General features: G+C 66.7%; 17 protein-coding genes. 10 read left to right on the top strand and 7 right to left on the bottom strand.

Annotation, left to right across the window (positions count from 1 at the left end):
- Positions 1–64 precede the first annotated feature (64 nt).
- A complete protein-coding gene (locus tag K0O64_RS08965; RefSeq protein ID WP_096310839.1) occupies positions 65–688 on the top strand; it encodes a TetR/AcrR family transcriptional regulator in 624 nt (207 codons plus the stop codon).
- 3 nt (positions 689–691) lie between these two features.
- Here K0O64_RS08965 and K0O64_RS08960 read toward each other — a convergent pair whose 3' ends face one another.
- From K0O64_RS08960 to K0O64_RS08945, 4 genes are read right to left on the bottom strand one after another with little or no spacing between them, the layout of a single operon-like run.
- The gene (locus K0O64_RS08960; RefSeq protein ID WP_096310837.1) at positions 692–1,144 is read right to left on the bottom strand and encodes a nuclear transport factor 2 family protein; all 453 of its coding nucleotides are present in this window, start codon (positions 1,142–1,144) and stop codon (positions 692–694) included.
- Between the two features lie 11 nt (positions 1,145–1,155).
- Positions 1,156–1,905, bottom strand: a complete 750-nt coding sequence (locus tag K0O64_RS08955) for a M15 family metallopeptidase (RefSeq protein ID WP_096310835.1) — start codon at positions 1,903–1,905, stop codon at positions 1,156–1,158.
- Positions 1,857–2,249, bottom strand: a complete 393-nt coding sequence (locus K0O64_RS08950; protein WP_071946692.1) for a DUF4267 domain-containing protein — start codon at positions 2,247–2,249, stop codon at positions 1,857–1,859. The genes K0O64_RS08955 and K0O64_RS08950 overlap by 49 nt, the downstream gene beginning before the upstream one ends.
- Positions 2,250–2,256: 7 nt before the next feature.
- On the bottom strand, positions 2,257–2,646 hold the full coding sequence (locus K0O64_RS08945; RefSeq protein WP_096310833.1) for a hypothetical protein: 390 nt from the start codon (positions 2,644–2,646) through the stop codon (positions 2,257–2,259).
- A gap of 99 nt (positions 2,647–2,745) precedes the next feature.
- Between K0O64_RS08945 and K0O64_RS08940 the strand changes: the two genes are divergently transcribed.
- The gene (locus K0O64_RS08940) at positions 2,746–3,108 is read left to right on the top strand and encodes a DUF732 domain-containing protein (protein ID WP_096310831.1); all 363 of its coding nucleotides are present in this window, start codon (positions 2,746–2,748) and stop codon (positions 3,106–3,108) included.
- A gap of 16 nt (positions 3,109–3,124) precedes the next feature.
- On the top strand, positions 3,125–3,607 hold the full coding sequence (locus K0O64_RS08935) for a CAP domain-containing protein (RefSeq protein WP_164520039.1): 483 nt from the start codon (positions 3,125–3,127) through the stop codon (positions 3,605–3,607).
- A gap of 6 nt (positions 3,608–3,613) precedes the next feature.
- Here K0O64_RS08935 and K0O64_RS08930 read toward each other — a convergent pair whose 3' ends face one another.
- Entirely contained in the window at positions 3,614–4,261 is a 648-nt protein-coding gene (locus tag K0O64_RS08930) for a S1 family peptidase (RefSeq protein ID WP_096310827.1), read from the bottom strand.
- Between the two features lie 63 nt (positions 4,262–4,324).
- Here K0O64_RS08930 and K0O64_RS08925 point away from each other — a divergent pair, with 63 nt between their 5' ends.
- Positions 4,325–5,833 carry a flavin-containing monooxygenase gene (locus tag K0O64_RS08925; protein ID WP_096310825.1) on the top strand — a complete coding sequence of 503 codons (1,509 nt, stop codon included), beginning with the start codon at positions 4,325–4,327 and terminating at the stop codon, positions 5,831–5,833.
- A 268-nt stretch (positions 5,834–6,101) separates the two neighbouring features.
- On the opposite strand, the gene K0O64_RS08920 is transcribed toward K0O64_RS08925, so the two are convergent.
- Complete coding sequence (locus K0O64_RS08920; protein WP_096310823.1) at positions 6,102–7,094, bottom strand: zinc-binding alcohol dehydrogenase family protein; 993 nt, start codon at positions 7,092–7,094, stop codon at positions 6,102–6,104.
- Between the two features lie 66 nt (positions 7,095–7,160).
- Here K0O64_RS08920 and K0O64_RS08915 point away from each other — a divergent pair, with 66 nt between their 5' ends.
- Genes K0O64_RS08915 through K0O64_RS08900 form a run of 4 tightly spaced genes read left to right on the top strand, consistent with a single transcriptional unit; the run spans position 7,161 to position 11,604 of the window.
- Entirely contained in the window at positions 7,161–7,925 is a 765-nt protein-coding gene (locus K0O64_RS08915; protein ID WP_096310821.1) for a FadR/GntR family transcriptional regulator, read from the top strand.
- Positions 7,926–7,955: 30 nt separating this feature from the next.
- Complete coding sequence (locus tag K0O64_RS08910) at positions 7,956–9,551, top strand: class I adenylate-forming enzyme family protein (protein WP_220046286.1); 1,596 nt, start codon at positions 7,956–7,958, stop codon at positions 9,549–9,551.
- Entirely contained in the window at positions 9,548–10,321 is a 774-nt protein-coding gene (locus K0O64_RS08905) for a class II aldolase/adducin family protein (RefSeq protein WP_220046285.1), read from the top strand. Before K0O64_RS08910 ends, K0O64_RS08905 begins: the two co-directional genes overlap by 4 nt.
- 14 nt (positions 10,322–10,335) lie before the next feature.
- Positions 10,336–11,604: an amidohydrolase family protein gene (locus K0O64_RS08900; RefSeq protein ID WP_096310815.1), complete on the top strand. Its 1,269-nt coding sequence runs from the start codon at positions 10,336–10,338 to the stop codon at positions 11,602–11,604.
- Here the strand turns inward: K0O64_RS08900 and K0O64_RS08895 are convergent, their stop codons facing one another.
- Positions 11,605–12,552 carry a D-2-hydroxyacid dehydrogenase family protein gene (locus K0O64_RS08895; protein WP_096310813.1) on the bottom strand — a complete coding sequence of 316 codons (948 nt, stop codon included), beginning with the start codon at positions 12,550–12,552 and terminating at the stop codon, positions 11,605–11,607.
- A 40-nt stretch (positions 12,553–12,592) separates the two neighbouring features.
- Here K0O64_RS08895 and K0O64_RS08890 point away from each other — a divergent pair, with 40 nt between their 5' ends.
- The gene (locus K0O64_RS08890; protein WP_096310811.1) at positions 12,593–13,375 is read left to right on the top strand and encodes an LppU/SCO3897 family protein; all 783 of its coding nucleotides are present in this window, start codon (positions 12,593–12,595) and stop codon (positions 13,373–13,375) included.
- Between the two features lie 84 nt (positions 13,376–13,459).
- Positions 13,460–13,882 (top strand): nitroreductase family deazaflavin-dependent oxidoreductase, encoded by a 423-nt coding sequence (locus tag K0O64_RS08885; protein WP_071946713.1) that lies wholly within the window; start codon positions 13,460–13,462, stop codon positions 13,880–13,882.
- Positions 13,883–13,889 lie beyond the last annotated feature (7 nt).

Genomic DNA, 13,889 nt, shown 5'->3' with positions numbered 1-13,889 from the left:
AAACTGTAACGTGAATAGTGTTATAGTTTTGCGGTTCGGTGTCAAGGGTTCGAGGGGGTTGGCGATGACCACGGTGAACATTCCGCGGCGGGCGCCTGTTCAGGCCCGCAGCCGGCAGACCGTTGCCCGAATCCTGGACGCCGCCGCGGCCATCGCCGACGAGCAGGGCGTTGACGCCGTCACCACCCGCGCGATCGCCGACCGCGCCGGAGTGTCGTATCCCTCGCTGTACCGGTTCTTCGCCGACCGCGACGCCATTCTCGACGAGCTGATGGAGCGGCACTGCTCCGAGATCGACGCCCGATGTGTGGCCGCCGAGCAGACCTGGGAGATCACCTCAATCGCCGAGCTCCTCAACAACGAGCTCGATCTGCACGTCGACTACTACCGCAAGCACCCCGGGGCAGCCGGGCTATGGATGGGTGGGCGAGGCTCCCTCACCGTCATCAAGCACGTGCATGCCCGGATGCAGACCCTCGCCGACCGGCAGCACAACATCTTGGTGACCGCGGGCCTACTGCCCGCTGACACCGACCCACGGGCCATGCTGGTGGCCGTCGAGATGGCTGACCGCATGCTGGAACTGTCCTACCGGGACAACGACGATTTCGACGAAGCGATCCTGGATATCGGCCGGGCGGCGCTGCTCGCATTCGGCGAATCGCTAGCAGCCGGTCTGCACGCCTGAGGCCTAGGACACGGACGACGGCGGTGCCATCGTCGAATTCGGTGCGCCCCAGTCGGTCGAGACGAATCGGTGGGCGATCAACCACGACTCGTCGACCGGGGTGAAGACATCGCGGTAGCGGCCGTAGTGATCCAGCCCGATCTCGGTGAAGACCGTGAAGTACGACGACACCTGTGCGCGTTGCGGAGTCACCTCGGTGAACCGGATGTTGGTCAGGGTGTGCCGGACGATCCGCTTGACCCGAGGGTGCGCTTCAGCAGGCGGTGCCGCGACTCCGCCGAGGAAGTCAGCGATGTCGCCGCGGCCGGTCACCGTCGCGGTCCCGCGTACCTCGAGGGTGCCTTCGGGACAAAAAGATTGGGTGAGGTCCTCGATACGCCCCGCGTCGCCGGACCAGTTGTACAGGGCGAGGGTGTCCCGAATACGTTCGCGAGCAACGAGTTCCCATATCTGCACGGCGTTTCCTCTCAGCGGCGTTCGAAATGCTGGTAGTCGGTCGGGTTATGCCAGTTGCCACCCCAGGTCCACCCGCGGTCGGTGAAGGTCCGCACCGCCACGTCGCCGGTGTGCAACATCCCCGGGTCGGTGCGACGGCGATCCAGATACTGTGCCGCGGTTGTCGGCTCGAGATCGCCGGAGCGATCTATGTACGGATTGAGTAGTGGGTTGACGTCGATCGCGCGCCCGTACGCGTGCAGCGACCAGTCGGTACTGCCGGGCAACGGGCGGCAGTTGAAGGCGGAGGTGTTGTTGTCCTCCATCGACAATTCGTCGGCGGCCCCGGGGTAGTGGTCGACAGTTTGCATCTTCGCGATCGGATAGGCGTGCCGGCGTAGGTCGGCGAAGATCGCGACGACGTCGGCCACGAGTTGCTCGTGGACGACGAGCGCCCCGCGATGGGTCTGCCCGTCGAGTCCGAGGTAGTCCACCTCGACCCGGCGCAGCTGTTCTGGAGCGACCGGACACCCGGGATGCCAGCTGGCGCCGAGATCGGTTGCGGTCACCGGTGCGACGATCGCCGCCGGCTGGATGGTGGTGGTCACCGACGACGACGTGACAGGCGACCGCTCAGGCGCGGGACTGCATTGCACGAGAACCGCGGCGGCAACCGCGACCAAGACGACTCGCCGGTTTGTCTCCCCGGGTCGCTTCGCTCCTGCCCGCCGGATTAGGCCGCGACCTCCGGTGCCGGCTTGCGACGCCGGGTGGCTCCCCATAACCCGACGCCGATGCCCACGACCGCGCCGCCGAGTCCGATGATCTGCTGTCCACGGGTCAGCTCGCTGTGCACGCTGCTTCCGCCGAGGAGATCGGCGGCATCGGCGCCACCCGACGCCAGGAACCAGCCCCGGGTGTTGCGGCCGCGCAAGCCCGCCGACAGCAGAAGTCCACCGATCAGCGCGTCGCGGTAGCCCATCGACCGCAGCAACAACCGCGCGGACGGGCCCGGGTCATTGGGCTCACCCCACAGCTTGTTGGCGCCCATCGGGTCAGCCAGAAAGTGCACGCCGGAAGCCAGCCGGATACTGCCCGCGACGACCGCGGCCTTGTCGATCGACATGGGGTTCCTAAAGGGTCGCGTTGCTCGGGCCGAGGAGCTGGCAGTCCGGCGCCACGTTCTGCCCGAGCCAGACCGGGCAACCGCGGCCGGTCGCGATATAGGTGACGCCGGGCTGGTACGGCACCGTGATCGTGGCGGGATCCGCCCCGCTTCCCTGCGCACAATGCGTGACCCCGTCGGCACCCAGCAGACACGCGACCGCCTTGTACGGCCCCCCTGCCGGACCACATCCCGCCAACTCAGCGGTGGCGCTGACCCCACCGGGACCGACCACGGGCGGCGAAAGGGTGTATGTGCACGGCGGCAGCGGTCCGGCATTCGCGATCGGAGCGGCGACCGCCATGCCGCCAAGGGCCACTGCGAACGCTGTCATGACCACGTACGTCGGCCGAATCATGGCCGAATCCTAGATCATCTAGGCGATTCGTCGACGCGGATTGCCAGGATCGTGAGCGGTTCCGACCTGCGTCGATCAACTATGGTACACACTATGCCCATGCCTACCGCCGCACCCCGCCTGTTGATCACCGCCGGCCTGGCCGCCGTGGGCGCTGTCGGCATCCTGGGCGGCGCCCAGCCTGCCCACGCCGACACCATCGGCTACCTGATCAACGTCACCGTCCGGCCCGGCTACAACTTCCCCAATGCCGATGCCGCCCTGGCCTACGGCAACGGCGTCTGCGACCAGATCAACTCCGGCGTCAGCTACGGCCAACTAGTCCGCACCATCAAAGCCGACTTCAACACCGACGACGAATTCCAAGCGTCGTATCTGATCAGCCAGTCCGCCCAGGAACTGTGCCCGGCCGCCATCTGGCAGCTGCGCCAATCCGCCGCCGGCTACGTCCCGTCCGCCTAGCCAAGGAACGACGTTGATGCACAGAGCTATTCACGCCACCATGGCCGTGGGCGCGGCAACCGTCGTGGCCATCGCCGTCGCACCGGCCGCCCACGCCGACAACACCCGCCTCAACAACGGCGTCGTCGCCAACGTCTACACCGTGCAACACCAAGCCGGCTGCACCACCGACATCAAAAAGAACCCCGCACTCACCCAGGCCGCCGAATGGCACGCCAACGACGTCCTCAACAACCGAGCCCTCGACGGCGACCTCGGATCCGACGGATCCACGCCCCAGACCCGCGCTGCCGCAGCCGGTTTCACGGGCACTGTCGCCCAGACCGTCGCCATCAACCCCGCACTGGCCATCAACAACCTCGACGTCATCAACCAGTGGTACTACGACCCCACCGCGTTCGCGATCATGTCCAACTGCGCCAACACCGCCATCGGTGTCTGGTCAGTCAACAGCCTCGACCGCTCCGTCCTCGTCGCCGTATATGGCCAACCCGCCTGACCTGAATCAGGGCAGGATCCGCAACCCCCACTGCGCCAGCAAGGGCTGCACGAGGGTGAAGTACGTCGTGTAGTCGTCGCCGTCGGGTGAGGACATCAAGATGCCGACCGCGCTGACGGTGCCGTCGGGGTTCTTGACGAAACCCGGACTGCCGCTGTCCCCTTCGAGGCTGTAGACGCTGGCCTCGACGACGTCACCCTCGACGCCCTTGATCTCGCCGCACGTCTCCCCCGTGACGGCGCCAACTTTGCAGAACGGCATCCCGGCGTGAAGTTGGCTGGCGCCCAGCACATCCCGCACCTGATAGCGGCCGCCCACGTCACTGTTGGGTGTGCCGGCATCGGGGTCAAGCCGGATGATGGCGGCGTCTCGTTTGTCGCCGTTCACCTCGCTGGCGCTGATCGTCCCGAGGAGCGTGTCGTCGCTGCCGTATGTCCAATCCGACCCGTCGTGCGCATCACAGTGTCCGCTGGTGAGCATGTAGTAATTGCCGTCGTTGCCCTGTGCGGCGAAACCGGCTGTGCATCGGCCGCTTTCGTCGTCGACCTCCATGCCTGGCGTCGGCGGCGCCTCGGCGACGGCGGGGCTTGCCAGTCCGACCGCGGCGACGAGAGCCGCACTCGCCAGGCGCGAAACCCACCAGCCACGCCCCATGTCAGCCTCCCGTCGGGGTGAATCGAGGCGATCGTACGACAGGACCGTGGAAGACTTCGCCCAATGACGGCGAACGTCGCGGTGATCGGCGCCGGCCCGGCAGGGCTGGTGGTGTCGCGATGGCTGCTGTCGCAGGGATTCGAACCGTCGATCTTCGAGCAGGGCCCGACGCTGGGCGGTCAGTGGACCGCGCAGCCCGGGCGAAGTGGTGTGTGGCCGGGCATGCACACCAACACCAGCCGCATCCTGACGGCGTTCAGTGACCTGCCCATCGACGGCGATCTCGTGTTCCCCTCGGGCGCCGCCATTCTCGACTATCTACACCGCTACGCCCGCCTGTTCGCGTTGGACTCCCGCATCCGATTCGGGGTGCGCGTCGACGCAGTTGCGCGCGACGGGTACCGCTGGGCGGTCAGCCACGGCGGCGAGGTCGAGCACTTCGAGAAGGTCGTCGTCGCCACCGGCCGGTTCCATTCCCCGTTCATTCCAACGGTGCCGGGTCTCGACACGTTCGCCGGTTCGGCGGGCGCAATCTCGTCGTATCACTACCCCGGCCCGTCGGCCTACCGCGGCAAACGAGTTCTGGTCGCGGGGTGCGCGGTGAGCGCCCTCGAGATCGCGGCCGACCTTGCCGCCCACGGCGCACAACACGTCGTGGTCACACAGCGCCGGCAGCGATACGTGCTGCCGAAGTTCGCGGCGGGCGTGCCGTCGGATCACCGGATGTTCACCCGGTACGGGGCGTTGGCCGACGAGGTACTGCCCGTCGCGGAGATCGACCGGCAGCTCAAAGAGATCGTCGTCGAGTCCGCCGGCAGCCCCGAGCAGTACGGCGCCCCGCGTCCGGCCGACTCGCTCTTTGCCGCGGGCGTGACGCTCAACCAGAACTACCTGCCCGCCGTCGCGGAAGGATCGGTCACCGTCCGACCCTGGCTGCAGTCGGTCGACGGGACGGCAGTGACATTCGGTGACGGGCACACCGAGGCCTTCGATGGCATCGTGTTCGGGACGGGTTTCACGTTGAGCCTGCCGTTCCTCGACGACCACCTCAGGGCGACTTTGAACCTCGACGCCGGCGGCTTCGACACCGACCGGCACACCTTCCACCCCGACCTTTCGGGGTTGGCCTTCATGGGGATGTGGGACCAGTCGGGCGGCTACTTCGTGCCCCTGGAATTGCAGGCCCGCTGGATCGCCTACACGTGGGGTGGCGTCATCGCGGCACCCAGCGACGCCGAGCAGCGCGCGGCCGTCGCGGCATGTCACGAACGAGGGCCACGCAAGACGCGAATGAACTTGGCAGCCATCACTTTTGCCCGCGCCGCGGGGGTGGAGCCACAACGGGAGAACTGGCCGGATTTGCGGCGCGCGTTGCTGTTCGGTCCGCTTGCGCCGAGCTGCTTTCGACTGGACGGCCCCGACGCGCTGCCGAACGCGGCCGCGCGGTTCGCCCGGGAGGCGGCGGCCTTCGGCGCGATCACCGATAACGATCTGACGGACCGAGAGCGCAGCTACTGGTCGAGCGTCGAGCAAGCACGCGCCAGCCACCACAGCGCGGTTTCCGGGAAGTAACGGTCAAGCAGCGTTATCGCTAACGGACGCCTCAGCACCCTGCGGCCAGAGCCGCTGGCCAGGGAGAAAATAAAGGCGTTCTGGCAAATATTCTTAGCGACGTATTACCGCTAGGAGCTTGCCACCTTATTTTTCGCCCTTACGTTGAATCTCATGTTGATCGACGTTCGCTGGCTTCAGTTCCTGCTGAAGCGCCCCGCGCACAAGTAAGTCCGCCACCGGCGGCGAGAGCCGACCTGCCCATGGGTATGGTCGGCCGCCCCGGACGTCATCGGCGGACGACGACCTTGCCGACCATGCGGCCAGATTCGACCGCTTTGTGAGCCTCTCGCAGACCGTCGGCGCTGAAGTTATCGATCGTGTTCGTGACGGTGCTACGGATGATTCCGTCGTCGACGAGCTTCGCGGTCGCCGCGAGCAGCTCCTGCTGGCCCGGCAGCCCGAACAGTGGCTTGGTGAACATGAACTCCCAATGCCAGGCGATGCTCTTGGTCTTCAGCGGCATCAAATCCAGGTCCTTCGGGTCGTCGATCGCGGCGACGTGGCCGAACGGCTTGAGGATCTCGGCGAAGTCCTCGACGTTGCCCGCCGAGTGTGGCGAGAACACCCAGTCGACGCCGTCGGGGGCGGCCGCCAAGGCCTCGGTGCGCAGATTGTGGTGGTTGATCACCACGTCCGCGCCCAGATCGGTGGCCCACTGCGCAGACTCTGCCCGGCTCGCCGTGCCGATCACCCGCACGCCGGTCAGCGCCTTCGCGAGCTGGATCATCACCGACCCGACGCCGCCGGCCGCGCCCATGATCAGCAGGTCGCCTTTCGATTCCCGAGTCAGTTCGAAGCGGTCGAATAACGACTCCCAGGCGGTGATCGTCGTCAACGGCAGAGCCGCCGCGTCAGCGAAGGACAAGGACCGAGGCTTGCGGGACACGATCCGTTCATCGACGGCATGGAATTGGGCGTTGGTCCCGGGCCGGGAGATGTCGCCGGCGTACCAGACCTCGTCACCCACGGACAGCGTGCTGACGTCGGGCCCGACGGCCGTGACAACGCCCGCCGCGTCGAATCCGAGGATCACCGGCGTGGTCGTCGGTTCGAGAGTCGCGCGACGTTTGATGTCGACCGGGTTGACCGAGACCGCCGCGACCTCGACGAGCACATCGCGCGGACGCAGTTCGGGGATCTCGATCTGGACGTCCTGCAGTGCCTGCGGATCGTCGATCGGCAGTCCCGCAAAGGATCCGACCGCTGCCATCGTCGCCATCGCTGCTCTCCTCATCTAAGGCCGCATCCCTTGTACGATGCACACACTTCCCAGCAGAGAAAACAAGTGTCAGAACCCACGATTCAATTCCGCCGCCTCGCCGAGCAGGTTGCCGATCAACTGCGCCGGCGAATTCTGTTGGGCGAACTGGCCGACGGCAGCATCCTTCCGAAAGAGGACGAGCTGCTGCAGGAGTTCCCGGTGAGCAAGCCGTCGCTGCGTGAAGCCATGCGCATCCTGGAGGCCGAAGGGCTGCTGCGGGTGCGCCGCGGCAAGCTCGGCGGCGCGGTGGTGCGCCGGCCCAACGCCGCGAACGTCGCCTACACGATCGGCTTGGTCCTGGGGTCGCAGGACGTGAGCTTGGCCGACGTGGGCGGCGCCTTGAGGCAGATGGAGCCGGCGTGCGCGGCCCTGTGCGCCGAGCGGGCCGATCGGAATGACGCCGTCGTTCCTGCCCTGCGCGAACTGCATGCCGAGGCCGTCGACGCCGCCGACGACTTCCAGCGGGCGATCTCGGCGAGCCGGCGCTACCACGAAGCGCTGGTCGCGTTGTGCGGCAACCAGACCATGATCATGCTCGCCGGGGCGTTGGAGACACTGTGGTCGGCACACGAACAGAGCTGGTCGACGCGGGTCAGCGACGAGGGCGTCGTCCCCGTCACCGAGCGGCTGGCCGTCCTGGAGGACCACCGTCGGGTGATCGACGCCATCGAGGCCGGCGATGCGCGCCTGGCCCACGACCTCGCCGCCGCGCACCTGATCACCGCACAGCACTACCCCGGTTCGGCCGGAAACGTCGACCCCACCATGGTCCGGCAGCGAGATCATTGACGCCGGTCCTCATTTTCATATGATTTGGTGATGGCTGTCGACGCTGCCGTCACGACCAGCGCCGAAGCGGCGCACTACCGGGCTGCCGGCTGGTGGACCGACACGACTCTGTCCGACTGCGTCGGCCGCAACGCCTCCGCCACGCCAGACAAAACCGCCTACGTCGACTTCCACCTGGACCCACCCGACCGGGCACTCACCTGGTCGGAGTTCGACAACGCCGCCACCAACCTGGCGGTGCGGCTGCAACTATTGGGCGTACGCCCGGGCGACCGGGTGGCTGTCTGGCACGGCGACAGCATTGCCATTCACGTCTTGCTGGTGGCGATCGAGCGCTGTGGTGCGGTGAGCGTCGGGCTCGGAGCGCGCGCCGGTGTGCGGGAGGCCGCACAGATCCTGCGGACCGCCCAACCCTCGCTTCTGGTCAGCGACGAGGATCGCTCCCCTCAGGCCGCTCAAGCGGCAGCCGAGGCTGCGGTGCCGGCAGTGGTCCTCGGCGCCGGCGATCTCGCCATCGACACAGCGCCGGGCTCGATGTCCGGACTGTCACCGGTGGGCCCCGACGACCCGTTTTTGATCAACTCGACATCGGGAACCACGGGCCTGCCGAAATGCGTTGTGCATACCCAGAATCGATGGCATTACTTTCACCAGAAGGCCGTCGCCAACGGTGAACTGACCGCCGACGACGTCTTCCTGCCGGTGATCCCCACCCCGTTCGGCTTCGGGATCTGGACCTCGCACACCACCCCGATCTACCTCGGGGCGACGACCGTACGCATCGAACGGTTCGACGCCGCCGCGACATGCGCCGCCATCGAACGCCACCGCGCGACGGTGTTGTGCTGCGTGAGTACGCAATTGATGATGATCCTGGCCAACGACGCCTCGCACGAGCGCGACCTGTCCAGCTTGCGCGTGGTGTTCACCGGCGGCGAGCCGCTGCCGTACACGCAGGCCGCGCGGTTCGAGGAGCTGACCGGGGTCACGATCCTGCAGTTCTACGGGTCCAACGAGACCGGCATGCTCAGCGCCACCACGGTCAAAGACTCGCTGCACCACCGGCTGCGGACCGCCGGGCGCATCGTTCCCGAGATGCAGGTCCGGCTGTTCGACGGCGACGACGACGTCACGGAATCCGGTCGCGGACAGCCGGTTTGCCGCGGACCGGCGCTCAGCCTGGGGTATCTCGGCGGCACCGATCACGACAAGCTGTACACCAAGGACGGCTGGATGCGGATGGGTGACATCTGCGACCTGGACGACGAAGGCTATCTGGTGCTGGCGGGACGAACCTCGGACTTCATCCTGCGCGGCGGCAAGAACATCAGCGCCGTCGCGGTCGAGGAGGTCGTGGCAAGTCACCCCGCCATCGCTGTCGCCGCCGCGGTGGCCATGCCCGATCCCCTGTTCGGTGAGCGGGTGTGCGTGTTCGCCGAACTCAAGAATCCCGGCGACACCCTGGAACTGCCCGACCTGGTCGAGCACCTTCTGCGGCAGGGGGTCTCCAAGGAGCTGCTGCCCGAACGGCTCGAGGTGCTCGACGAGCTGCCGCGGTCCTCTGGGGGCAAGATCGCCAAAGGCCAACTCCGGGAAACCATCCACTCGATACTGGAGCGATCATGAGCACATCGGAAGTGCGCCGGGGCGGCCTGGGAGTATGGGCCCCGTCGAAGACGCCGCCCATCGGCGTCGACCTCACCGACGAGCAGAAGATGGCGATCGCGTTCCGCCACCTCGCCGAGATCGGTTTCGCCGAAAACATGGCCGGCCACATCACGTGGCAGCCCGAGGGGCAGACCGACATGTACGTCAACCCGTGGGGTCTGTGGTGGCAGGAGCTGACCGCCTCGGACATCTGCGTGGTCGACGAAGACGCGCATGTGGTTCGCGGCCGCTGGGATGTCACGCCGGCCATCCACATCCACACCGAAATACACCGGCACCGCCCCGATGCCAGAGTGGTGATCCACAACCATCGCTACTACGTCAGCCTCATCGCGGCGCTGGGAATGCTCCCCGAGCTCGTCCACCAGACCGGGGCGTTGTTCCTCGACGACATGTATCTGGTCGAGAAATACGATGGCGAGATCGACACTCCCTGGCGCGCAGCCGAATTGGCCGGCCAGATCGGCTCGGCCAATCTGGTGATCCTGGCCAACCACGGCGTCATCGCGACCGGACACGATTTGGCTGCCGCGGTGTACCGGGCGGTGTCCATCGAGCGGGTGTGCCGGCTGGCCTACGACGTGCTGGTCAGCGGGCGCACGCCGTCGAAGATGAACCACGGCGACCTGGTCGGCATGCAGGCCTCGTTGATCGAACGCGCCGCCGACGTGTACTGGGCGGGCGCGGCGCGCATGACCATCAAGGCCGACCGCGGCGTACTGGACTGAAAGGGGCTCCTGCCATGGCTTCCATCGACGAGCTGCAGTCGAACCTGAACTTCACCACCGCCAAGACCGGCGCCGACCGAACCGTGACGTTCCTGCCGGAACCCGAACGCGCCGAACGCTTTTACACGGTCATCTCGGTCGACGATCACATCGTCGAGCCGCCGGACACCTTCGAGGGGCGGGTGCCGAGCAAGTTCGCCGACCGCGCACCGCGGGTGGTCGACACCGCGGACGGTGGGCAGACCTGGATGTACGACGGGCAGTCGCTGCCCAACGTCGGGTTCAACGCCGTCGTCGGGCGGCCGGTGTCGGAGTACGGCTTTGAGCCGGCCCGGTTCGACGAAATGCGCCGTGGCGCCTGGGATATCCACGCCCGGGTCAAGGACATGGACGTCAACGGCGTCTACGCGTCGCTGAACTTCCCGTCGTTCCTGCCCGGATTCGCTGGTCAGCGGCTGCAGCAGGTGACCCCCGACCGGGACCTGGCGATGGCGTCGGTGCGGGCCTGGAACGACTGGCACATCGAGGCGTGGGCCGGGGCGTATCCCGACCGGATCATCCCCTGCCAACTTCCCTGGCTGCTCGATCCCGAGGTCGGGGCGAGGATGATCTACGAGAACGCCGAACGCGGATTTCACGCGGTCACCTTCAGCGAGAACCCCGCGCTGCTGGGCTTGCCCACCATCCACTCCGGCTACTGGGAACCGATGATGGCGGCCTGCGCGGACACCGGCACCGTGGTCAATCTGCACATCGGTTCATCGGGGACCTCGCCGTCGACGACCGATGACGCCCCGCCCGACGTCGCCGGTGTGCTGTTCTTCGCCTACGCGATCAGCGCGGCCGTCGACTGGCTGTACTCCGGCGTGTGCACCCGTTACCCGGATCTGCGAATCTGCTTGTCCGAGGGCGGAATCGGCTGGGTGGCGGGGCTGCTGGACCGCCTCGACCACATGTTGAGCTACCACGAGATGTACGGCACATGGAAAGCGCTCGGCGAGACGCTGACACCGGCCGAGGTGTTCACCCGCAACTTCCGGTTCTGCGCGGTCGAAGACCAGTCGTCGTTCATCCAGTACGACCGGATCGGCGCGGACAACATACTGCTCGAGGCCGACTACCCGCACTGCGACTCGACGTGGCCGCACACGCAGCGCACCATCCGCGAGCAGATCAGCGGACTCCCCGACGACATCATCCGCAAGGTCACGTGGGAGAACGCCTCACGGCTCTACCAGCATCCGGTACCGGCGGCGGTCCAGCAGGATCCGAACGCCTTCTGATCAGCGGCGGTCGAGCCACTCTGCGATAGCGGCGACCGCATCGCGGAAGAAGATGCGGTACGGACGGTCGGCGACGTAGCCGATGTGCGGGGTGGCGATCACGTTGTCGAGGGTGCGCAGCGGGTGCGCCGGCGGCAGCGGTTCGGTGTCGAACACGTCGAGCGCGGCCTTGATCGTCGTGGACTGCAGGGCCTGAACCAATGCCGCCTCGTCGACGATCGGACCGCGAGAGGTGTTGACCAGCAACGCTGTTGGCTTCATCAGCGCCAACTCGGCCGCGCCGACCAGACCGGTGGAACGCTCACTGAGCTTCATGTGAATGGTCAGCACGTCGGATCGGCTGAACAGCTCGTCTTTGCCGACGTACGCTGCGCCGGCCTCGGCCGCCGCCTCCGGTGTCAGGTTTTGACTCCAGGCGATCACCTCCATGCCGAATGCCTCGCCGATGCGCGCCACCCGGGCACCGATGCGGCCCAGCCCAAGCACGCCGAGCACCCGACCGGACAGTTCTCGGCCCACCGACGTCTGCCAGCCGCCGTCGCGCACCGAACGTGCCTCAGCGACGAGATTGCGGGCGCCGGCGAGGATCAGGGCCCACGTCAGTTCGACCGTCGACGCCACCGTTCCCCCGGTGGTCCCTACGTGGATGCCGTGCTCCTCGGCGGCGGCCATGTCGATGGAGGCGTTGAACGGCCCGGTGGAGGCGATCATCTTCAGATTCGGCAGACGCTCGATGATGCTGCGCGGCAACGGGGTTCGCTCCCGCATCACGAACACGACATCGAAGGGCGTCAGGCGGGCGACGAGTTCGTCGGGGTCGGACACATGGTCGTTGAAAACAGTGACGGCGGCGCGGCCGGACACCGCCGACCAGTCGGCCATCTCCAACGCCACATTCTGGTAGTCGTCGAGGATCGCCACCTTGGTGCGGCCGGTGTCACTGGTCATGCCCGCAGGCTAATCGGATCGGCGCTAGAGTCAACGATCAGTGACCCTGTTCAGCTACTCGGCCTCCACTGCGTTGCTTGCCGACGGCAGGCCATTTCTGCTTATCGGCGAGGTGATGGGAGCGCTGCTGTTTCCCGCGGTCGGGGTGCTGCTGCTGGTCCTCGGTCTACGGGACCGGGCGAAGGCCCGCCGCGCGCAACCGCCTTACCCCGTCGGCTACCCACCACCGGGCTACCCGCCTTACCCACCGGTGCCGCCGGCGCCGCGGCCGACCGCAGGGCGCGGCTTGATCACGGCGGGCACGATCCTCATCGCCATCGGTCTCGTCGGCGCAGTCGTGCGGGTGGCAGACTCGGCCGGGGAGCGTAAAGCAGCCGAATCATTCTCTCCCCCAGTGAAAATCGGGCAATGCATCACCGGTGAGGCCCTGGGCTCGGGAGCGATCGGCACCAATGACATCACCAGTTGCACCGACCCGCAGGGCGTTTTCGAAGTCGTCAGCGCCGGCGTTCAGGATGCGAAGTGCCCGGACGGTAAGCGGGAGGACACCAGTTTCGCGCGCTGGACCAACGACGCGTACGCCGTCTGCTTCGTGCCCAACCTCTTGAGCGGCCACTGCTACGCGGCAATCCACGGCACGCCGACGCCCGGCCACCCCAACCAGGGCAACACCCTCGAACCCGTCGACTGCACCGACGCCTCCGCCAACTTCACGGTGGTCAAGCGCGTCGAGACTGCCGACTTCGGCCTGTGCCCTCCTGGCACGAAACAACTGATGTGGACAATGCCGCCGCGCACCTATTGCACCGGCCCACCGTCGTGATCCGGCGCGATTTCCGGGACAGCGCCCCGGTTAGCGCGCCGAAGTCGCGGGAATAGTCCAAACACGAGAGGAGTTGAGCGGTCCATGACTGAGCATGCGGAACTGAGCCCCACCGATTGGGTGCGTGAGCAGACCGAGCAGATTTTGAAGCAAGGCACCACCGACGGCGTCCACATCATGGACCGCCCGGTCGTGCTGTTCACCACCACCGGCGCCAAGTCCGGCAAGAAGCGCTACGTGCCGCTGATGCGCGTCGAGGAGAACGGTAAGTACGCGATGGTCGCCTCCAAGGGCGGCGACCCAGCGCACCCGTCGTGGTACTTCAACGTCAAGGCCAATCCCACGGTGACCGCGCAGGATGGCGAGAAGGTGGTCACCCTGACGGCTCGCGAGGTTTCCGGCGAGGAGCGCGAGCACTGGTGGAAGCTGGCTGTCGAGGCCTACCCGCCGTACGCGGAATACCAGACCAAGACCGACCGGTTGATCCCGGTTTTCGTGCTCGAGTAGCACTACC

The organism is Mycolicibacterium pallens (genome assembly GCF_019456675.1).
Lineage (GTDB): Bacteria > Actinomycetota > Actinomycetes > Mycobacteriales > Mycobacteriaceae > Mycobacterium > Mycobacterium crocinum.
This window is presented reverse-complemented; position numbering and strand designations above follow the sequence as displayed.